Genomic DNA, 21,016 nt, shown 5'->3' with positions numbered 1-21,016 from the left:
ATGGATAATCAAACGGTGCTTGCTGCATTACGTGAACGGCTTGCGGCCGAGATTCTGGCGGTCAATGAGTTTCGGGGCGATCTGAGTCTGACCTTCACGCCCAAGGGCTATCTGGCTGCGGCTCAGTTTTTGCGCGATGACCCTGCATTTGCCTATACATTCCTGGAAAATCTCTGTGGGGTTGATTACCTCGGACGAAAGCCGCGCTTTGAGGTGATCGCGCATCTGACCAGTATGCGCCATCGTCATCGTGTGTGTTTGAAAGTTGGTTGTGATGAGCCTGAACCAACCGTACCGTCGCTGACGCCACTCTTCCCTACTGCCAATTATCAGGAACGTGAGACGTTCGATCTGCTCGGCATCCGGTTTGATGGCCATCCGTCGCTGATCCGCATTTTGTTGCCGGACGATTGGGTCGGCCATCCGCTCCGCAAGGATCATCCGCTTGGCGACGAGGAAGTTGCATTTACGTTTAACCAGGATCGCATTTACGCTCGTAAGCCGTTCGTGAGGGAGTAGCCGCGTATGACCGAACCAATCACTGTACCTACACCGCAGCAGATTATTGAGCCGGCTGTAGCCGGACGCACCGAGACGATGGTGCTGAATATGGGACCGCATCATCCCAGTACCCACGGTGTGCTGCGGCTTGTGCTGGAACTTGACGGTGAGGTGGTGGTAAATGTCGCTCCTGACGTTGGCTACCTCCATACCGGTATTGAAAAGACGATGGAGAGCAAGACCTACCAGAAGGCGGTTGTGTTGACCGACCGGATGGACTATCTGGCTCCGCTCTCCAATAATCTGTGTTATGCTCTGGCAGTCGAGAAGTTGCTCGATGTCGAGATTCCGGAGCGTGCTCAGATTGCACGGGTCCTGCTCACCGAGTTACAGCGTATTTCATCGCACCTGGTCTGGCTTGGTACTCACGCCCTCGATCTGGCGGCGATGAGTGTCTTTCTTTACGCTTTCCGCGAGCGCGAGCAGATTCTCGATATTTTTGAGCTGGTCTCCGGGGCGCGCATGATGACCAGCTATTTTCGGATCGGTGGCCTGGCCTACGATCTGCCATCCGATTTTATCCCGACGGTCGAGCAGTTCCTCGCTGTTATGCCATCGCGGATTGATGAGTACGAGGATTTGCTCACCGCCAACCCGCTCTGGCTCGAACGAACCGTTGGTGTTGGTGTCATTGATGCGCAATCGGCGATTGCGCTGGGCCTGACCGGTGCCAATCTACGGGCTACCGGTGTTGCGTATGATGTGCGCAAGGCGATGCCCTACAGCGGCTACGAGACCTACTCGTTTGAGATTCCGGTTGGTAAGAATGGCGATATTTACGATCGCTATCGGGTGCGTATCGCCGAGATGCGCCAGAGTGTGAAGATTGTGCAGCAGGCGACCGAGCGTTTGCGTGAGTTGGGGCCTGGCCCGGTGGTGACCTCGAATCGAAAGGTTGCCCCGCCGCCAAAGCGCGAGATTACCGAGAGTATGGAGTCGCTTATCCATCACTTTAAGTTGTGGACAGAAGGTTTCAAGCCGCCACGGGGTGATGCCTACGTGAGCATCGAGTCGCCGCGTGGTATTCTGGGCTGTTATGTGGTGAGTGATGGTAGCCCGAAACCGTGGCGTGTTCACTTCCGGGCGCCGTCGTTTATCAATTTGCAGAGTCTGGCTCATATGGCGAAGGGCCGGATGGTTGCCGATCTGGTCGCGTTAATTGCCAGCCTCGATCCGGTGTTGGGCGAGGTTGATCGCTAACCGACTATCATACTGCGGAGGAAAACGTGACTCTGCTCGAAACACATCAGGCTGAAATTGAGGCAATCGTGGCGCGCTACGCCATTAAGCGTAGTGCAGTGTTGCCGTTGTTGTATCTTGCTCAGGATACCTACGGCTATTTAACCGATGAGGCGATTCGGGAAGTGGCGGCCATCCTCGATCTACCGCCAACCGATGTCTACGAGGTGGTTGGCTTTTATACACTCTTCTACAATCGCCCGGTAGGCACCTGGGTGTTGCAGGTCTGTGATGACGTTCCCTGTTGTTTCTGCGGTGCTGAGGAGTTGATTACCGCCTTGAAACAGGCGCTCGGCATTCGCGAGGAAGAGACGACTGCCGATGGGATGTTTACCCTCCAGCGCGTCAAGTGTCTGGCGGCATGTGATCGGGCGCCGGTGTTGCAGGCCAATCTTGATTATGTGTACGATGTCACTCCCGAACGGGTCGAAGTGTTGCTCAACAACCTGCGCGCACGTGCCGCCGAAGCACGCAAGCGGGGGGTGAGTGGTCGTTTCGCTGAAGATTTTGAATTTACTCGAGATGGTCGCCTGGTTCAGATTGAACGGTTTTCACCTTACCGGCCACGTGAGTTTGTGATCGAGCCACTGATCACTGAGGTTACGCCACCACCGGCGGTGGCGCCAGAGGCTGAGTCTGGTATTGATCGCCCGGAAACCCGGAAGGCCTCGCCGCTGTGATGATGCGCCGGGACGTTCGCCATTCAGTGCGCTAGAAAGTTGGGTTCGATGGGGCTGAGTGAACATATTGTGATGCGGGAACTCGATATTCCTGATATTTCTGACTTTGCCGTTTATCGCCGTCATGGTGGGTGGGAAGCTTATCGCTACGCTCTGACCGAGAAGACTCCAGCCGATATTGTACAGATGGTGAAGGACTCCGGTCTGCGCGGTCGCGGTGGGGCCGGCTTTCCCACCGGGGTAAAGTGGGGTTTCCTGCCCAAAGGTGTCTACCCGCGTTACCTGCTCTGCAATTGCGATGAGTCTGAACCGGGAACCTTCAATAATCATCAGATTATTGATAAAAATCCCCATCAATTAATTGAAGGGGTAGCACTGTCGGCATATGCGATTGAGGCTAACACAGCCTATATCTATGTGCGCGGTGAATTTGCCGCTGCTGCCCGCACCCTAGAAAGGGCCATCGCGCAGGCCTACGAAGCTGGTTTTTTAGGTAAAAACATCTTTGGTACGGGGTTTGATCTCGATATCTACGTGCATCGCGGGGCTGGTGCTTATATCTGTGGCGAAGAGACGGCCCTGATGGAGTCGCTGGAGGGCAAAATCGGTCAGCCTCGTTTGAAACCGCCCTTCCCGGCGGTTGCCGGTCTGTATGGCAAACCGACGATTATCAACAATGTTGAGACGCTGGCAAATGTGCCGCGGATCGTCGAGAAGGGGGTGGCCTGGTACCGCTCACATGGTACCGAAAAGAGTCCCGGTACCAAGTGCTTCTCGCTCAGCGGTCATGTCAATCGCCCTGGAAACTATGAATTACCGTTCGGCGTTCCTCTCCGCGAGCTGATCGAGTCGCCAGAGTATGGCGGTGGGATGAAGGGTGGCCGGCCGGTAAAGATTATCATTCCCGGTGGGGCTTCTGCGCCATGGTTGACCGCCGATCATCTCGATGTGCCGCTCGATTACGAAAGTGTCGCGGCTGCCGGTTCGATGCTCGGTTCAGGTGCCGTGATTGTCTTGAACGATACCGTTTCGGCACCGCATGTCGCATATAAAATGGACGAGTTCTTCAAGCACGAGAGCTGCGGCAAGTGTACGCCGTGCCGTGAAGGTACCCATTGGCTGGTCCGCACGCTCCACCGGATGGTTGAAGAGGGGCATGCCACCGCTGCCGATATTGACACCCTGCACAGCATTTATCGCCAGATGGCCGGTAATTGCTTCTGCCTGCTCGGCGAGAGTGCAGTTATGCCGATCAAGAGTGCATTGCAGCTCTTCCCTCACGAGTTTGAGGCACTGGTCAAGCGGAGTAGCAGCCGTAACGGTCACCATATTCCGCTCGCCGTCCATCGCTAGACAGATCGTCAGTACGCCGCAGTGTGTCGGTGTGCGTCGTAGAACAGGGTAACGTGCAATGCCAGATGTGACGCTTACCATTGATGGAGTGCAGGTAACTGTACCTGCTGGTACCAATATTGTTGATGCTGCCCGTCAGGCAGGGATTGCCATTCCGGTCTTTTGTTACCATCCCCGCCTGAAGCCGGTGGGCATGTGTCGTATGTGTCTGGTGCAGGTTGGGACGCCGAAAGTTGATCCGGCCACCCGCCAGCCGGTGGTCGATGCCAATGGCCAGCCGGTGATCGCGATGATGCCAAAGTTGCAGACCGCCTGCACAACACCGGTCAGTCCGGGGATGGTTGTCAAGACCACCACCGAAGAGGTGAAATTTGCCCAGCGTGGCATTCTTGAGTTCCTCCTCACCTCTCACCCGCTCGATTGTCCGGTGTGTGATAAGGGTGGCGAATGCCCGTTGCAGAATCTGACGATGGGTTGGGGTCCGGCCGTCTCGCGCTTCGACTACAACGATAAAGTGCATTTCGAGAAGCCGGTGAAGCTGGGCGATCTCATCTATCTTGACCGCGAACGCTGTATTCTCTGCGGTCGTTGTGTGCGTTTCCAGGATGAAATTGCCGACGATCCGGTGCTTGGTTTCGATAATCGTGGCCGCAACTGGATGATCATCTCGAAGTCGGATCCGCCGTTCAACAGTAAGTTTTCCGGCAATACAACCGATATTTGTCCGGTCGGCGCTCTGACCAGCAGCGATTTCCGGTTTAAAGCTCGCGTGTGGGAATTGCAGAGCAAGCCGGTAGTCTGTACGCTATGCCCGGTTGGTTGTAACCTGAGCCTTGATATGCGTCACGACCGGCTGATGCGGGTGATGCCGCGCGAAAATGCAGCGGTGAACGATATCTGGATCTGTGATAAGGGTCGCTACGGTCATCGCTTTATCGAGTCGCCTGATCGATTAACCACACCGCTGGTGCGCCGCAATGGTACGCTGGTGCCGGTAAGCTGGGACGAAGCGCTTGAGTTTGTAGCCGATCAGTTGACAATCATTCGAGCGCGTCATGGTGGGCAGGCGCTGGCCGGTCTGGCCGGGCCACAGTTAAGCAACGAAGATTTGTATCTCTTCCAGAAATTGCTCCGTGAGCTGGGCAGTGAGAATATCGATACTGGTATTGGTGGGCCGGCTGCCCTGCCGCCTGATGAGGTTGGCGGCTGGCTTGCTCCCGGTTCGGCAACCGATCTGAGTCAGTTGGGTGCCGGAACGATGGTGCTGGTGGTTGGTGCTGATCCCGAAGAGGAAGCACCACTCTATATGCTTCGCCTGCGGGGAATTGCCCAACGTGGTGGTAAGCTGGTCGTGGCCGGTCTGCGACCAACGAAACTTGAGCGCTCGGCGAGCCGGGTGGTGCGCTACACTCCAGAGGGAGAGCTAGCCTTTGCTCAGGGATTGGTCAAGGCTGCGCTTGCCCAGGGGGCACACTCGCCGCTACTTGAACGCTTACCGGGTTGGGATAAGCTGCGTTCAATGCTGGATCGAGTTTCGCTTGGCGATCTGGCAGCAGCGTGCAATCTAACCGCTGATGAGTTGACGCAGTTGGCTAAAGATTTTCTGTCCGCCGGCCAGAGCCTGATTGTCTACGGATGGGAGGCGCGCAGTGCCGGTTCGGCTCTCACTGAAATGCTGGCTGCTCTGATGCTTCTGAGCGGGCGTGCCGGCACGGCCAACAATGGCATCATCGCCCTGTTGCCGGGTGGTAACAGCCGTGGTGCCATCGAGATGGGGGTTCGCCCTGATGCTGGTCCCGGCTATACCCCGCGTAAACAGCGTGGCCTTGATGCAAACGGTATCTGGAATGCAGCTCAAGAGGGGAAGGTACGGGCAATCTGGCTGGCCGGGGTCGATCCGGCAGCGAAGCTGCCTGCGGCGCGGGCAGCGCTTGAAGCGGCTGAATTTGTGGTTGTGCAAGACCTGTTCCTAACGGCCAGTGCTGAATTTGCCGATGTTGTCTTACCGGCAGCCAGCGTTGCCGAACGGGAAGGAACCTATACCAATGCCGAACGGCGAGTACAACGTTCGCGGCAGGCCTGTGCACCGGTTGGTGAAGCTCGACCTGACTGGCAGATTGTCGCTGCTGTGGCGCAGGCACTGGCGATGGTACCGATTGGTGGCGGACGAAATGGGCCGATTCCGGTCACGACCGAGTCCTGGTCATATATCGTAGCTGCCGATGTCGGTGCTGAAATTGCCGCCCAGGTGCCCGGTTATACCGGTGTAACCCATGCTGCGTTGGCTGCGACTGGTACCGGTGGCGCCTGGGGACGCCAGTTCGACGATGCCTTCTATTATGATGGGACGAGCTACACCAATACCGAGGGGATTGGTTTGGTATTGCCTGCCCTGGTAGGGAAAGGAATGCCCCATCTGACATTTACCGGTGCTGTAACACGCTTTGCCGATGATCGGCCATTACTACTGCTTGAACAGGTACTGGCCTATGACGGTGATCGCCATCTCCGTGGCTCGAAACTACAAAGTTTGATCCCGACCGGCTATGCTGCGATCAGTAGTGTGGATGCTGCAAAGCTGAATCTTCACAGCGGTGATCGGGTACGTCTGATCTCGGCAGCAGGTGAACTGGTGATACCGGCACGGGTATTGGCCGACTTGCCGGCAGGTATTGTCCTGTTGCCGGCTGGTCTGGTCGACGTCATGGCTGCCGATATCGAGACCGGGCCACGGACACGGGTTAGTCTGGCTAAGGTGGTGATGGAATGATTGCACAGGCGTATCCGCCCGGAACATCCTGTCCGGCGGATACGCGCACAGGGAGCGCTTATGGATTGGCTCACCATTCTGATTATCGTTATCCAATGTTTTATCATCACGCTGGCTGTAACCACTGCCTTTGCCTATCTGACACTGTTTGAGCGGCGGATTCTGGCGCGCCTGCAAAATCGTGTTGGGCCGAACCGGGCCGGGCCGGCCGGATTTCTGCAACCGGCTGCCGATGCGGTCAAACTCTTCTTCAAAGAGGATATTGTGCCGGCAATGGCCGACAAGCCGGTTTATCTGCTCGCGCCGGCATTGGCAGTTATTCCGGCGCTAATTATCTGGGCTGTCATCCCGTTTGGGTGTCTGAATTTAAACTGGGATTATCAGGCATGTTACGATCCGGCACGTACCAATCTGTGGAATATTTTGCAAATTACCGATCTGAATATCGGTGTCCTGTATGTGTTGGCCGTGACTAGTATCGGCGTTTACGGCATTACCCTGGCCGGTTGGGCTTCAAACAATAAATATTCAGTGCTCGGCGGGATCCGCTCGTCGGCGCAACTTATTTCATACGAACTGGCGTTGGGAACTGCTGTACTCAGCGTAGTCATGACGTATGGCACCTTCTCGACCCACGAGATCGTTGCTCAGCAACGGGGCTGGTTGTGGGGGATCATTCCGCAGTTGCTCGGCTTTATGCTGTATATGGTCGCAGCTACAGCGGAAGTAGTGCGGGCTCCGTTTGATCTGGTGGAAGCAGAGCAAGAACTAACCGGTGGTTACAACACCGAATACGGTTCGATGAAGTTTGCGCTCTTCTTCATGGCCGAATACATCAAGTTGATCGCCGTTTCTGCCCTGGCCGTCACCTTCTTCTTTGGCGGCTGGCACTTCCCCGGCCTCGACATTCTCGGTCGTGAAGTGACGGCACTGGCCGGGCCGGTGGCGGGCAGCATCGTATTTGGGATCGTCTCGCTCGGTGCTTTTCTGCTCAAAGTGGTTGTGTTCCTGTTCGTCTCAGTCTGGGTACGTGCATCCTGGCCGCGCCTGCGCTACGACCGCTTGATGGATTTGGGCTGGAAGTGGCTCCTACCGGTTGGTTTGCTCAATCTGGTCTACACTGCTGTGGTTATTGTGCTGATCCCGGATCGCGTTGTCCATTCGTGGGTACTGTTTGGGTTAGGCGCATTGACAATCGCCATCGCTATTGGCTTCAATCGGACACCCAGGCCGGTCGATAATGTTACACTGGTCAACGACTTTCAGATACCACAGGGGAATTAATGACAGCAATCGAATGAGCCTGCTATGCTGTAGCACCGTTTGCCGGCAGCAGTAGACAGGCACGATGGCTGCAAAGCAATCTAACAATAGCAACTGTTCGTTTGCGGTATCATTCTTGTGGCGATAAGCATACGTCGCTTGCATTGACGCAAAACCGTTACGGCATTTGAACAGGTTTGTCTGCTGAAAGGGAATGGCTCATGATCAAAGAACTGGTCAAAGGTTTAGGAACGACGCTACGCTACATGTTCAAGCGGCCGGTGACGGTACAATACCCGGAAGTGAAACGACCGGTACGCGAGCGCTTTCGCGGCCGTCACGAGCTGAAGCGCTTTGCTAACGGTCAGGAGCGTTGCATTGGATGTGCGCTCTGCGCCGCAGCTTGCCCAGCTGACGCAATTCTGGTGATACCGGCGGAAAACGATCCGCAGAATCCGCGTTCACCCGGTGAGCGATATGCGGCCGTCTATGAGATCAATATGTTGCGCTGTATCTTCTGTGGCTACTGCGAGGATGCCTGCCCGACCAATGCCATTGTGTTGGAGCATCAGTACGAGTTGAGCTTCTACGACCGTCGGGCTGCCATCTATACAAAAGAGATGCTGCTGGTGCCACCAGATAAGGGACACGGCGATCCACCACCGATTCTGGCTCAACTTAATCGCCAACCAAGTCCACCGGCAAAGATTGATCTGTAAATGCTGGCTGATACGATCCTGATTCTGTTCGACGCCTACGGGCAAGCGGAGCGTAGCGTATGGAATTGATCCTGTTTTTGATAACCGCGCTGATAGCCATTATTGGTGCAGTTGCGATGCTGGTCTCACGCAACGCGGTACATAGCGCATTGTTCTTACTGTTAAACTTTGTCGCGATTGCTGTGCTCTTTTTGTTGTTAAATGCACCGTTTCTTTTTGCTATTCAGCTCACCGTCTACGCCGGTGCGATTATGGTCTTGTTCCTCTTCGTGGTGATGCTGTTAGGCGCTGAAAAAGTTGAAGATACACCTGATCAGATTCCCTGGCAGCAGCCGTTGGCATTGTTGTTGGGTCTGGCTCTCCTGGTTGTCTCGGTGGTGGTGGGCTTAGGCGGTGCGACAAACCCGCCGCCGGAGAGTGAAGCTCTGGCGCAATTCAGTGATCCGCAGACGCTCGGAGCACTATTGTTCACCGACTACCTGCTTCCGTTTGAGGTAACCGGCTTCATTTTGTTGATTGCCGTGATTGGTGTGGTGGTATTGAATCAGCGCGGGAGGAAGATCTGATGGTACCCACCTCGTATTACGTGTTGCTCAGCGCGATCTTATTTACGATTGGTGTGTTGGGGGTACTCCTGCGGCGCAATGCGATTGTTGTTTTTATGGCCGTTGAATTAATGCTGAACGCTGCCAATCTGGCCTTAGTGGCATTTGCCCGTGAACGGTTAGGTGTTGAAGCACAGGTGATCGTTTTCTTCGTGATCACAGTTGCTGCTGCTGAGGTGGCGGTTGGTTTGGCGTTATTGGTCTCCATCTTCCGCACCAAACGGACGGCAGACGTGGATGAAGTCAGTACATTGAAGGGCTAGCCGACCATGGAACTGTTGATCTGGCTTATTCCGCTGTTACCATTTATTGGTTTTCTACTCAATGTCTTTATCATTCGTCAGGAACGACAGGCCGGATTGGTAGCGAGTGGCATGGTGGCGGCAGCCTTCGTGATCACGTTGATCGCGGTGGGATTCCTGGCCGGTATGCCGCTAGAAGAGCGCCGTATTGTCAGTACTGCTTGGGAATGGATCAATACCGGCAGCTTTCGGGTACCGTTTGCGATCATGTTTGATCCGCTGACGGCAGTGATGACGTTGCTGATTACCGGTGTCGGGGCGCTCATCCATGTTTATTCAATCGGCTATATGCATGGTGATCCGCGGGTGGTGCGCTATTTTGCGTACCTCAATCTGTTTGTCACCATGATGCTCTTCCTGGTAATGGCGAACAACCTCTTGCTGCTCTTTCTCGGTTGGGAAGGAGTCGGTCTCTGTTCGTTCCTGCTTATCGGTTTCTGGTTTGAGCGCAAGACGGCCGGTGAGGCAGCGGTGAAGGCATTTGTCGTTAACCGCATCGGTGATGCCGCTTTCATTCTGGCGATGCTGGCAATCTTTACGTATTTCGGCACGCTCAACTTCTACGGCGAAGAAGGTGGGGTGCTGGGTTTTCTCGAACGGGTTGGCGATATTGCCGGTTTGCGGATTGGCCCCGATTGGCAACCGATCTTTGTCAGTACGGCCATCTCGTTTCTGCTGCTGATCGGCGCGACCGGTAAGAGTGCTCAGTTTCCGCTCTTTGTCTGGCTACCTGATGCGATGGCTGGCCCAACGCCGGTATCGGCCCTGATTCATGCTGCCACGATGGTGACCGGCGGAGTCTACCTGATGGCGCGTACCGAGCCGCTCTTTGTTGCTTCCTTTACGACGCAAGGTTGGGTGGCCTGGATCGGTGCGCTGACGGCATTGATTGCTGCTACAGCGGCCATGGCGCAGTGGGATATCAAGCGCGTTCTGGCTTACAGTACAGTCTCGCAGTTGGGTTTTATGGTGGCCGCATGCGGGATGGGGGCGTATGTAGCCGCTATCTTTCATCTGTTGACCCACGGCATCTTTAAGGCATTGCTCTTCCTGGCTGCCGGTTCGGTTATTCACGGCACACACGACACCCAGGATATGCGGCGTATGGGTGGTTTGAAGGACGCAATGCCGACCACCTTCCGGACCTATCTGATCGGTGCGCTGGCGCTGGCCGGCATCTTCCCACTGGCCGGCTTCTGGAGTAAAGATGAGATTCTGGCCCACGCGGTTGCCAACGGTCATACGCCGATCTTTATTATCCTGTTCATCACCTCACTTCTCACCGCTTTCTATATGGGGCGTCAGGTTGCGCTCATCTTCTTCGGCAAGCAGCGTGATCCTGGCTACCACCCACACGAGAGTCCACGAGTGATGACAGTGCCCCTGATTGTGCTGGCGGTAGGTGCTGTTATCGGTGGGGCAATGAACCTGCCGGTCTTACACTGGCTCACCGACTGGCTCGAACCGGTGTTGCACGAGAAAGCCGGTGAATTCAATCTCTGGCTGGCATTGATCGCGACGCTGGGTGCAGTTGGGATGGGTTATCTGGGCTGGTGGATTTACACGACCAATGCAGCCAGGATCAAGATTGGTGGCAAAGATCCAGCGTATCGCTACAGCGGCGATATTTGGGAAGGGATGGAGGAGGCTTGGTACCTCGACCGGCTTTACCAGCGCACGGTGGTTGCCGGTTTTGAGCGCTTAGCCGATTTTCTGGCCCGTGTATTCGATCCCCAGGGTGTCGATGGTCTGGTAATGGGAGTTGGACATTTCTTTGGCGGTCTAGCCAATGCAATGCGTACCTTCCAAACCGGCTATGTTCGCACCTATGCACTGGTCTTTACGGTTGGTGTGCTGATCGTGCTTGGATTTATGCTCTGGGTTGCTCGCTAGGGATGCGGGGCAGGCTGAAGTCGGGGATAGTGTGGAATCCGGTATCGGTGTGATCGCCTGGTGCCGGTACACAATGCAGAGTAACGGGGTTGTGAACTGTCGATGAGTCATATCTGATGAGCAGTGATGGCTATCGGCGGCACTGTGTATCCATGGCTGTCGCCGATAGCAGCAATCAGACAACACCGGCTCTGCGATATGACTCGATTGAGGGAGGATTATGAATCAGCTAGGCTTTCCACTCCTCTCGCTCATTTTGTGGCTGCCGACCGTCGGCGCGTTAGTGCTGTTGTTTGTACCACGTACCAATGACGAGCTGGCCCGTCGGGTATCGCTGGTAACAATGATTATTGATTTCTTGTTCTCGTTACTGCTGCCGTTGCGTTTCGAGACAAATCCCATGCAGATTGCGGCTGTTGGTGCGCCACCAGTGATGCAATTTGTCGAAGAACTTCCCTGGCTCCCGATTGTTGGCGCGACGTACAGCCTGGGGATTGATGGCATCAGCCTCTGGTTGGTGATGCTGACCACCTTCCTCGGCCCGATTGTAGTGCTCTCGACCTGGGACTCGGTGCATAAAGATGTGCGTAACTTCCAGATTCTGCTGCTCGTTCTCCAGACGGCCATGATCGGTGTCTTTATTGCTCAGGATCTGTTGTTGTTCTACCTCTTCTGGGAGTTTACGCTCATTCCAATGACGTTTCTCATCGGTATCTGGGGAAGCCAGAATCGCATCTATGCCGCACGCAAATTCTTTCTCTACACATTTGCTGGCTCGGTGCTCATGCTGCTGGCTTTAATCGCATTACACATTCTCCATCGTGATGCGATTGCGGCAAGCGATCCCAATTTCCGCGGTACATTCAGTTTCAGTCAGTTTGTGAGCGATCTGCGGGCCGGTCGGTTTACCCTCGATACTGTTACGGAGCGACTGTTATTTGGTGCTTTCTTCCTGGCCTTCGCGGTAAAAGTGCCGCTCTGGCCATTCCATACCTGGCTACCTGATGCACACGTCGAGGCGCCAACTACCGGTTCGGTGGTGCTGGCGGGTGTTCTGCTCAAGCTGGGTGGCTACGGTATCATTCGTTATAACCTGACCCTCTTCCCAGCAGCGGCGCAGTGGGCCGCGCCGGCACTGGCGATCCTGGCCGTTATTGGCATTATTTACGGGGCTGCGGTCGCCTTTGCGCAATCGGACATGAAAAGGCTGGTCGCTTACTCTTCGGTCAGTCATATGGGTTTTGTGGTGCTGGGTATCTTTGCACTGAACGCAGAAGGCATAAGCGGTGCAGTATTGCAGATGGTTAACCATGGCCTCAGCACCAGTGCCCTCTTCTTGATGGTTGGTGTGCTCTACGAGCGCCGACACACCCGCGACCTGGCCGAATTTGGTGGATTGTGGAAGGTGATGCCGGTCTATGCAGCGTTTAGCTTGCTGGTTGCGCTTTCATCGGCCGGCTTGCCGGGATTAAACGGTTTTGTTGGCGAATTTACGATTATTACCGGTGCCTTCCGGTCGCCACTGTTGGGATGGGTCTACGTTGCCTTTGCGGTAGGCGGTGTGGTGCTGGCCGCAGCCTATCTGCTCAAACTCTTTCGGTCTGTCTTTATGGGTGAAGTCTCGCAGCCGGCTAATGCCAGCCTGCCTGACCTGAATCGCCGCGAGTTAACGGCCTTTGCTCTGTTGAGTATTCCGATTGTGGTGATCGGAATCTATCCGGCGCTCTTCTTCGCGGGAATGCAGCACAGTGTAGCAGCGCTGATAGCCGATTTAATGGCGCAGGTGGCCGGGCGTTAAGGCGGGCAGGTGTTGATGTCAGTAGCCCAGGCGAGGAGGAGAAAGAATGGATTCATTGACGATCCCGCCGGTGGATCTTACATTGATGGCGCCTCTCTTAATAGTAGTGACGTGGGCGACTGCTTTATTGCTGGTTGATGTGTTTTTTATCCCAACCGGGCGCAAGAAGCTAACCGGCTATCTGGCTATTGCCGGGTTGGTTGTCGCGGGTCTGGCAGGATTACCGCTCTGGGGAGTAACGGGCAATACATTCGGGGGAATGCTGCGGCTTGACCCCTTTGCCCTGACACTGACCTGGATCTTTTTGCTGATCGGTATCCTCAGTATCGCGATGTCGCTCGAATACCTGCCGCGCCAGGATATTGAGCAGGGTGAATACTATCCATTGATCATGTTTGCGGTCAGTGGCATGATTCTCCTGGCCCAGGGTACCGATCTGATAGTACTCTTTTTGGGGATCGAGACGCTCTCGATCACGCTCTACATTCTGACCGGTTTTGCCTACCCACGCCTGACCTCGGAAGAGGCGGCGATGAAGTACCTGGTGCTGGGTGCGTTCGCTGCCGGTTTTTTTGTGTATGGGATTGCGCTGATTTTTGGCGCTACCGGTTCAACCCGCCTGAGCGAGATTGGTGCCTATGCAGCCTCACGAGGACTGGGTGATCTGAATTTGACCCTGCTGCTGGGTGGAGCAGCAATGGTGCTGATTGCCTTCTCGTTCAAAGTGGCATTGGCGCCATTTCACATGTGGACACCGGATGTGTATCAGGGTTCACCAACACCGGTGGCGGCATTCATGAGTGTGGGCACGAAAGGTGGTGCGCTGGCAGCGCTGGTACGTCTGTTGTTCGAGGGCTTACCGACGCTGAACGAATACTGGCTACCGGTACTGGCCGGTCTGACTGCGCTGACGATGGTGGTGGGTAACCTGGGAGCAGTTGCCCAGACCAACGTCAAGCGCATGCTGGCCTACTCCAGCATCGGGCACGCCGGCTACGTCATGCTCGGTGTGATGGTTGCCGGCGAACAGCGCGGACCAGAAGCCTTCATCTTCTATATTCTCGTGTATGCGTTGAGTAATCTGGGCGCATTCGCTGTGCTGGTCGCGCTTGAGCACCAGGGTGAAGAGGCGTGGCAGCTTGACGATTTTGCCGGTCTCTATCAACGGCAGCCGCTGCTGGCAGTGGCCATGGCCATCTTTATGTTCTCGCTGGCCGGTGTACCACCGACTGCCGGCTTTATGGCAAAATTCTACGCCCTTACCGCAGCCTGGGAAGGTGGCCTACCCTGGCTGGCTCTGGTCGGTGTCTTGACAAGTGCGATTGCGGCGTTCTTCTACCTGCGGGTCATTATTCGCATGTTCATGACCGAGCCAGAAGGTGAGCCGGCTCCCGAACTTAACCGTGGTCTAACCATTGATATTGTGGTGGCAGCAATTGGCACAGTTGCGATTGGTCTCATCCCGGCACCGGTGTTTGCGTTGGTCGAGCAATCGCTGGTTGCACTAGGGGGATAACGCAAAGCATATTGATAGCAGCGAGGGGCAACCGCAGTGGTTGCCCCTCTTTCTCATACCATTACTTTGCATCACTCAGGTTGCTACCTTTGCTACCACAGAGACACGGAGGATGGGCATAACCTGAGTTGCTACCGTGAAGCGTGACGTAGGGCGTCCGTGAAAACCGGCTGCTACCCAAACCGTTTGTACGGTTACACCACACGGTGTTGAGCGCAACGTTGTGCCATTCATCCTGGCAGTCAGCCGCCGTGGCCTGCTCACAGCATAGATGGCAACGTGAGTTACTTACTGTCCCTGCCCCAACAAGAAATTAATCGTATCGATCAAAACTGGCGCCTCTACCGGCTCAGGAACGATGGCAATCGTCCAATCACTGGCGTAAGGTACCGACTGCAACTCATTCATCGGCAAGCCACTGACAATCACAATCGGCACATTTGCGGTTGTTTCATCTGCCCGCAGGCGTTCAATCACCTGTTCTTCGGGTGAGGCCAATGCTGGCATTGCAACAACAAACAGCGCCGGCAGCGCTGTAGGCAGCGTATCTGGGGTACAAATCGTCACGTGGAAGTCGTGCGCCGAGATCAGATCGGCCAACCGGCTAGCGGTTGTATTATCGGACGATACCACTGCAACCTCAACCATGCTCTCCTCCGCATTGTCGTGCGCACATTGTGTTCATTGTAGCATACCGGCGGGTGATCTGCTACTCTTCACCGCTACCGGGCACGACCACATTGAAGCCGGCATCAACATAATGGATTTCGCCGGTTACGCCGGCTGCGAGCGGCGAGCAGAGATACAGGGCGGCATTTCCTACATCTTCAATCGTGACATTGCGCCGCAGGGGAGCATATTCGGCGAAGTGTTTGTGCAGGCTGCGGAAATTGGCAATGCCACTGGCAGCCAGGGTGCGAATCGGGCCGGCGCTGATCGCGTTGACTCTGATCCCACGGGGGCCAAGACCGGCAGCAAGATAGCGTACACTGGCCTCCAGTGCAGCTTTGGCGACTCCCATCACATTGTAGCTGCCGATCACCTGGCGTGCGCCGTGGTAGGTTAATGTCAGGACACTGGCGTCAGGGGCAAAGATCGGTTCGGCGGCTTTGACCAGCGCGATCAGTGAGTACGCGCTAATCTCAAGGGCGATGCGGAATCCTTCGCGGGTTGTGTTCAGGATTGTGCCACTCAGCTCTTCTTTGTTGGCGAAGGCAATAGCGTGAACGAGAAAATCAATCTGTCCGAATGTTTCGTGCGCCTGTTCGATCAAGGCAGTGATGTCTTCATCTCTGGATACATCACAGGGCACGATCAACGGCGAGTTGAGGCTTTCCGCCAGCGGACGGACCCGCCGTTCAAGTGCTTCACCAAGGTACGTGAAACCGATAGTAGCTCCCTCGCGGTGTAGTGCCTGCGCAATCCCCCAGGCAATCGAGCGATCATTGGCTACGCCAAGGATCAGGCCTTTTTTTCCCTCCATCAGGCCCATGGTACATCCTCCATATTGTGCTGTCTGGCAGCGTGCTTTCCTGAGCAAACGTTGCTTTGCCTCACTAGCGCGTCATCTTACCATACTTTGGCGGATAGCACTGTGGCGGGGTGAGGGGAATGGGTGAGATGATGAGACTGGCCTGTCCTTCTACACCCTTCACCCGAAACCTCGGTCACGATTAGCACCGTCTGGCGGGTGCGAGTGTGGCTTTTGCGCTCGGCCGATTCGGTGCTGCGTGGGTGAGGGTACGATGGTCAACCCATCGCCGATACATAGCAGGTAATATCAAATCTGGCAAAAGTAATGACACACCGGCCAGTATGCCCTGACTCTGCACCTGAATGATACACTACCGGACGCCAGTAGGAGCACGGCATGCCGTGCTCCTACGCCGATGGTAATTCATCAGCGACTCGCTGGTGGCATACCTGAACAATGACTACGTGTGTTGTTGCGTCATCCCTGCCCATAACTGCTATGCATTACCCACATGTCGCGTTGCGTTAGGCTGGGCTACAAGTGTTCCCCGTGTCGGCACCCCGTGGCGCAGGCTTCCAGCCTGCGTGGAGACATCCTCTCCACCGCTGTCAAGTGCTGGCTGTGGCCGTTGGTGTACAGGCACGAATCTGGTGCAACAACACGTCTACGCGCAGGTATCGCATTCATACCTGACCGACTCGATGGTCGTCACGAACACATCCAGCATCCCCGTGACCAGGATTGGGAACGGCGTGCCACGCGCCGGATCGTGAGCACGGCTGGTGCGGCAGCCATGCTGCCGCACTCCAAACCCTGCGACACACACATGATGCGTGCGTAAGGCAACCCATCCAGCACGTGATAGCACGGCTGGAGCTGCGCACTGTCACCGGCCTAGTCGCCCAAAAAGTTTTTGTAACTAAAGAAAATAAAATGTCTTATTTACTTATTCTTAATTAATAAAGTTGCAAAAATACCCAGGTGGGTCTAAGGTGTTACGCCACATTCGCGCTGCCATCGTGGCCGGGTTGTAACAACTGTCGTGAGGGAAGGAGGTTGACATCTGGGTTCATTATTTGCGGCACCATTCGTCTATCAACGGTACCGATCTTTGCGAATAGCGTACACGCCGCTGGGTTGTAGGGGCGACGCATGCGTCACCCCTACGCCACTGCAGGGGTTATCAGGGGTATAGGTGCGGAGGGTGTGGAAGCCGGCATGCCTCCGGTCAGGCTGGCAGGGTATATCTGTGGTTGATCAATGCCTGCCGTTTGTTATTTCCGCTTTGCCTGTACGAACCTGTTCTAACGTCTGGAGATGACTTCCCGCAAGGCCGGGTACGGGTGGGTGCAGCAATGCGCCGGGCCACTCTCGCCATATGACAGAGCAGACCGTTGTGGCTGCCTGGATTCAAGCGGGATCAGTATGGTGTGGTCCGCAAAACCGATCTGCGACAGTTGCCAAAGCGTGAATATGCTCATCGTGCAGGTGTCTCTCGTTCCGCAGCCGATTGACGGTGTGGATTTCTACTGTTGACAAGTTCTTCATATACCCTCTCCTAAAATATGGTACGATGACCGTATGACGGCATATCAATTGTGATGTGCCAGATACCCGGTGTGGAGAGGAGTCTATTTGTGAGTGTTGATGCGTTTTTTCATCGGCTGGTGTGGTTGGGGTTGGTTGCCAGTCTGCTGTTAACCGCCTGTGGTGCGCCATCTGGGCCGACTGTTGCCGGTTCGCCGACGACGAGTAATCCCCAAACGCCGCCGTCGCCGGTAGCTGGAGGTACGAGTGGTACTGTGCCGGCACCCGACGATGCAATTGCCCGAGTCGGTGAGGAGTTTATCTTGCGGCGCGATTTTGACCGGCTCTATTTGCCCGGTGCTGATGCGCAGAACCTGATCGACCAAATGATCGATGTCGAGCTGGTTGTGCAGGCAGCCCTGGCCGAAGGGGCAACGGTTGATGAGGCGGTTATTGATAGTCAGGTCGAGCAGTTACGCCTCGCGCAGGCCAGTGGTGATGAAGCGCAGTTTCTAGCGTTTTTGCAAAGTAATAATATCGCTGACGAGGAGGAATTACGTCGGCTGCTACGCCGTGATTTTCTTATCGAGCAGATGCTGCTCAAGCACACTACGGCAGAGCAGGTGCGCACCCGTCATATTCTGGTAGCGGCGACTCCGGAGGAGGCCGAGAGCCGGAAGGCAACTGCCGAGGCTATCCTGGCCGAATTGCAGGGTGGAGCCGATTTCGCTGCGTTGGCCCGGGCACGTTCTGATGATCCGGGATCGGCAGCGCAGGGTGGTGATCTGGGATGGGCACCGCGGGGTGTCTACGTGGAACCGTTTGAAGAAGCGGTGTTCAGCATGCAGTCCGGTGAGTTGCGCCTCGTGCAAACCGATTTTGGCTGGCATATCATCGAAGTAACCGAAGGCCCCGAAGTGCGCTCGTTTACTGATCGGGCTCTCCTGGAGACCCAGGCCGGCCAGGAGGCATTTAGCGCGACCTTCCTGCCCTGGGTGGCAGAGCTGCGCAGTTCGGCTGAAGCGGCAGGTAAGATTGAGATTCTGGTTGATGTCGCCACGTTGACGCAGCAGTAGCTGGTGAGGCTTGACACTGAAGACTTGGGGTGTCGCGATGCAGGCGTCTCGCGATACCCTTTGTTGTTGTGGGAACTGCTGCGCATTCTCGTTCATCATGATAAGTGAAGAGAAGATGGATCTGCTTCTGATGCAGGATAACAGAAGAACTCCTGATGGCTGTCTGCTGGTCGGGATAGATGATGACAAACACGTTGCGTATTCTGCAGGGTAGAAGGGAGAACGCTCATGCAGCACCGTCTCTGGTTGTTGTGCTTGTTTATCCTGGCCGGATGTGCAGCGGCGACGGTGCCACCTTCGCCAGAGTCATCGCCGCTGCCATCCGCATCACCAACTATTGTCGTAACCACGCCAACAAATAGTCTGCCCACCGCTGTGCCAACCCTCACCCCAACGGTAGCGGCTGCCTCGCCGGTTGCGACGGCTGTTCCGCCAACGCCAACGACAATTGCGCAACCGGATGTGGTTGTGCCGGCCTATCCCGCCGAAATTATGTTTCTGCGTAACGGATCGCTGGTTGCGCTTGAACCAGCTAGTGGTCAGGAGCGAGTTCTGGCAAGCGGGGTGCGCGATTGGGCGGTTGATGCATCTGGTCGGCAGATTGCCATCGCCAATGATCAGGGTATCAGTATTGTGGATCGGGCGAGCAGTGCTGTGCGCAGTGTCGTGAATAACCGCATTGCCTACGGGCTGAGCTGGACATCTGATGGGTTGTCGCTTGCTTATGCAGCGGCATCTGAAGCACCGGTGTTGCCGTTTGATTGGGAGCGTTGGAGTCGCTGGTGCACAGCCGCTACGGTGTACATCGTTGATCTTCCTTCTGCAACCGAGCGCACGATTGGCCCCGGCTGTGATCCCACCTTTGCCTCGGATGGTCGGCGGCTGGCGTATGCAACGCCACCAACGACGCAACCTGCCTTCCTGCCCTTTTCCGGTCAGACGAACGCTATTCAGTTGGTGAACCGGGCCGGTGCTAATGCCTGGAACCCGGCGACGGCAGACGGATCGCCTGATCAGGGCTATCTCGTCTACGCGCCGGCCTGGTCACCCGATGCACGAGAGTTGGCTTATCAGCGGTTTCTCGGTTATCAGGCTCTGGTTGATATAAATCTGACAATGATTGCCGATAGTAGCGCAGGTGGGGGTGAGCCGGTTCTGGCCGGGGCGGGCTGGCATTGGCCACCGGCATTTGCGCCTGATGGAGAACGAGTAGCGATTGTCGAGTACAACTTTAGTGATGCGCGCGGATTTACCGGGTACGACATCTGGAAGCTGTATCTGGTTGAACTGCGTGGTGAGCGCACTGAGTTTTTGCCGGGTGGTGATCTGACGTTGCGCGGTCAGTTGATCGCCCGGATTCCGCGGATTGTCGCCGCAGCCTGGTCGCCCGACGGCAGTTCGCTGGCGGTACTGGCACCGGCAGCCTGGAATCCAACTGCCGATGCCAACAATCCCCTGTATTCCAATGCGGCAATGGGAGAAATCTGGCAGATCTTGCCCCAGGGTACGCCGCAGCTGCGCCTGACGACCGCGGTGGATTATGCTAGTCCATTGATCTGGGCACCGGCCGATCTGGTGACCGCACAGACGGCAAGCGGGACGATCCGGTTTCCGGCTGATTGGGAACTGTTGCCGCTGGCGCAGGGATCTGATCTGATGGCGACGGCCAACGGGCGATTTATTGGGCGGCGTACCGTTGCCGATGCCTCGTTGCTGAGTGCGGCGGGTTGGGCGCAGACGGTTGCCGATTGGGTGACGGTGGCTGATGCCGAGTCGCCTTATCAGCTTCCCGATGGGAGTCAGCTTATTGCCTTCAAGGGTCAGCGTTCTGATGGCAGCGCGATTGCCGGGGTTGTGCGGCTGACGTCCACTGCGATTATTGTCAGTTTTGCACCGCAGGCGGAATGGCCGGATTATCGGGCGAGCGGGATTGCATTGGTCGTAGCAGCACAATAAGTTGGAGTGGGGAGTGGGGGTGGGCGTGCTCCATACTGATTGTCGCGTACCGCAATCCCGGCCCCCCTCCCGGCCTCCCCCCGTTGCTATGCATTACCCACATGTTGCGCTGCGTTAGGTCAGGCTGCAAGTGCTCCCCGTGGCGCAGGCTTCCAGCCTGCGTGCCGGCATCCTCGCCACCGCCGGCAGGGGCTGGCCATGGCCGCTGGTGTGAAGGCTGGACGTCTTCCCAATGGTCTGATCCAACGGCTACCTCCGCTGCTATCATCCGCTTTCTGTTCGTG

16 protein-coding genes are annotated in these 21,016 nt (G+C 56.0%); 14 read left to right on the top strand and 2 right to left on the bottom strand.

All coding sequences use genetic code 11. The features are described from left to right. From VAE55_RS12545 to VAE55_RS12490, 12 genes are all read left to right on the top strand, one after another. Complete coding sequence (locus VAE55_RS12545; RefSeq protein ID WP_322816116.1) at positions 1–519, top strand: NADH-quinone oxidoreductase subunit C; 519 nt, start codon at positions 1–3, stop codon at positions 517–519. A 6-nt stretch (positions 520–525) separates the two neighbouring features. Next, on the top strand, positions 526–1,761 hold the full coding sequence (gene nuoD / locus VAE55_RS12540) for an NADH dehydrogenase (quinone) subunit D (RefSeq protein WP_012258751.1): 1,236 nt from the start codon (positions 526–528) through the stop codon (positions 1,759–1,761). 26 nt (positions 1,762–1,787) lie between these two features. Then, positions 1,788–2,480 carry an NADH-quinone oxidoreductase subunit NuoE gene (nuoE, locus tag VAE55_RS12535; RefSeq protein ID WP_322816115.1) on the top strand — a complete coding sequence of 231 codons (693 nt, stop codon included), beginning with the start codon at positions 1,788–1,790 and terminating at the stop codon, positions 2,478–2,480. Between the two features lie 48 nt (positions 2,481–2,528). Then, positions 2,529–3,833: an NADH-quinone oxidoreductase subunit NuoF gene (gene nuoF / locus VAE55_RS12530; protein WP_322816114.1), complete on the top strand. Its 1,305-nt coding sequence runs from the start codon at positions 2,529–2,531 to the stop codon at positions 3,831–3,833. A gap of 58 nt (positions 3,834–3,891) precedes the next feature. Continuing rightward, positions 3,892–6,603 carry an NADH-quinone oxidoreductase subunit NuoG gene (nuoG, locus tag VAE55_RS12525; RefSeq protein WP_322816113.1) on the top strand — a complete coding sequence of 904 codons (2,712 nt, stop codon included), beginning with the start codon at positions 3,892–3,894 and terminating at the stop codon, positions 6,601–6,603. 60 nt (positions 6,604–6,663) lie between these two features. Further along, the gene (nuoH, locus tag VAE55_RS12520) at positions 6,664–7,887 is read left to right on the top strand and encodes an NADH-quinone oxidoreductase subunit NuoH (RefSeq protein ID WP_322816112.1); all 1,224 of its coding nucleotides are present in this window, start codon (positions 6,664–6,666) and stop codon (positions 7,885–7,887) included. A 200-nt stretch (positions 7,888–8,087) separates the two neighbouring features. Further along, the gene (gene nuoI, locus VAE55_RS12515) at positions 8,088–8,585 is read left to right on the top strand and encodes an NADH-quinone oxidoreductase subunit NuoI (protein WP_012258756.1); all 498 of its coding nucleotides are present in this window, start codon (positions 8,088–8,090) and stop codon (positions 8,583–8,585) included. 59 nt (positions 8,586–8,644) lie between these two features. After that, positions 8,645–9,151, top strand: a complete 507-nt coding sequence (locus VAE55_RS12510) for an NADH-quinone oxidoreductase subunit J (RefSeq protein ID WP_322816111.1) — start codon at positions 8,645–8,647, stop codon at positions 9,149–9,151. After that, complete coding sequence (nuoK, locus tag VAE55_RS12505) at positions 9,151–9,453, top strand: NADH-quinone oxidoreductase subunit NuoK (protein WP_012258758.1); 303 nt, start codon at positions 9,151–9,153, stop codon at positions 9,451–9,453. The genes VAE55_RS12510 and nuoK overlap by 1 nt, the downstream gene beginning before the upstream one ends. A gap of 6 nt (positions 9,454–9,459) precedes the next feature. Beyond that, positions 9,460–11,385 carry an NADH-quinone oxidoreductase subunit L gene (gene nuoL / locus VAE55_RS12500; RefSeq protein ID WP_322816110.1) on the top strand — a complete coding sequence of 642 codons (1,926 nt, stop codon included), beginning with the start codon at positions 9,460–9,462 and terminating at the stop codon, positions 11,383–11,385. A gap of 220 nt (positions 11,386–11,605) precedes the next feature. Then, on the top strand, positions 11,606–13,183 hold the full coding sequence (locus tag VAE55_RS12495; RefSeq protein WP_322816109.1) for an NADH-quinone oxidoreductase subunit M: 1,578 nt from the start codon (positions 11,606–11,608) through the stop codon (positions 13,181–13,183). A 46-nt stretch (positions 13,184–13,229) separates the two neighbouring features. Next, positions 13,230–14,699: an NADH-quinone oxidoreductase subunit N gene (locus tag VAE55_RS12490; RefSeq protein ID WP_322816108.1), complete on the top strand. Its 1,470-nt coding sequence runs from the start codon at positions 13,230–13,232 to the stop codon at positions 14,697–14,699. A 288-nt stretch (positions 14,700–14,987) separates the two neighbouring features. On the opposite strand, the gene VAE55_RS12485 is transcribed toward VAE55_RS12490, so the two are convergent. Together VAE55_RS12485 and VAE55_RS12480 are read right to left on the bottom strand one after the other, a co-directional pair. Beyond that, positions 14,988–15,347: a hypothetical protein gene (locus tag VAE55_RS12485; protein ID WP_322816107.1), complete on the bottom strand. Its 360-nt coding sequence runs from the start codon at positions 15,345–15,347 to the stop codon at positions 14,988–14,990. Between the two features lie 61 nt (positions 15,348–15,408). Continuing rightward, positions 15,409–16,191 (bottom strand): enoyl-ACP reductase FabI, encoded by a 783-nt coding sequence (locus VAE55_RS12480; RefSeq protein ID WP_416181197.1) that lies wholly within the window; start codon positions 16,189–16,191, stop codon positions 15,409–15,411. 1,619 nt (positions 16,192–17,810) lie between these two features. Here VAE55_RS12480 and VAE55_RS12475 point away from each other — a divergent pair. Both VAE55_RS12475 and VAE55_RS12470 read left to right on the top strand, forming a co-directional pair. Then, the gene (locus VAE55_RS12475) at positions 17,811–18,776 is read left to right on the top strand and encodes a peptidylprolyl isomerase (protein WP_322816105.1); all 966 of its coding nucleotides are present in this window, start codon (positions 17,811–17,813) and stop codon (positions 18,774–18,776) included. A gap of 228 nt (positions 18,777–19,004) precedes the next feature. Continuing rightward, positions 19,005–20,732, top strand: coding sequence for a hypothetical protein (locus VAE55_RS12470; RefSeq protein ID WP_322816104.1), 1,728 nt, complete (start codon positions 19,005–19,007; stop codon positions 20,730–20,732). Positions 20,733–21,016: the final 284 nt, after the last annotated feature.

Origin of the sequence: Chloroflexus sp. (assembly GCF_034432675.1) — a bacterium.
Classification (GTDB): Bacteria; Chloroflexota; Chloroflexia; order Chloroflexales; family Chloroflexaceae; genus Chloroflexus.
Note: the sequence above shows the minus strand (reverse complement) of the source record. Positions and strands in the feature narration are given on the sequence as shown.

Coding starts and splice junctions, on each gene's coding strand:
- VAE55_RS12545 (WP_322816116.1), top strand. CDS start 1: ATGGATAATCAAACGGTGCTTGCTGCATTACGTGAACGGCTTGCGGCC.
- nuoD (WP_012258751.1), top strand. CDS start 526: ATGACCGAACCAATCACTGTACCTACACCGCAGCAGATTATTGAGCCG.
- nuoF (WP_322816114.1), top strand. CDS start 2,529: ATGGGGCTGAGTGAACATATTGTGATGCGGGAACTCGATATTCCTGAT.
- nuoG (WP_322816113.1), top strand. CDS start 3,892: ATGCCAGATGTGACGCTTACCATTGATGGAGTGCAGGTAACTGTACCT.
- nuoH (WP_322816112.1), top strand. CDS start 6,664: ATGGATTGGCTCACCATTCTGATTATCGTTATCCAATGTTTTATCATC.
- nuoI (WP_012258756.1), top strand. CDS start 8,088: ATGATCAAAGAACTGGTCAAAGGTTTAGGAACGACGCTACGCTACATG.
- VAE55_RS12510 (WP_322816111.1), top strand. CDS start 8,645: ATGGAATTGATCCTGTTTTTGATAACCGCGCTGATAGCCATTATTGGT.
- nuoK (WP_012258758.1), top strand. CDS start 9,151: ATGGTACCCACCTCGTATTACGTGTTGCTCAGCGCGATCTTATTTACG.
- nuoL (WP_322816110.1), top strand. CDS start 9,460: ATGGAACTGTTGATCTGGCTTATTCCGCTGTTACCATTTATTGGTTTT.
- VAE55_RS12495 (WP_322816109.1), top strand. CDS start 11,606: ATGAATCAGCTAGGCTTTCCACTCCTCTCGCTCATTTTGTGGCTGCCG.
- VAE55_RS12490 (WP_322816108.1), top strand. CDS start 13,230: ATGGATTCATTGACGATCCCGCCGGTGGATCTTACATTGATGGCGCCT.
- VAE55_RS12485 (WP_322816107.1), bottom strand. CDS start 15,347: ATGGTTGAGGTTGCAGTGGTATCGTCCGATAATACAACCGCTAGCCGG.
- VAE55_RS12480 (WP_416181197.1), bottom strand. CDS start 16,191: ATGGGCCTGATGGAGGGAAAAAAAGGCCTGATCCTTGGCGTAGCCAAT.
- VAE55_RS12470 (WP_322816104.1), top strand. CDS start 19,005: ATGCAGCACCGTCTCTGGTTGTTGTGCTTGTTTATCCTGGCCGGATGT.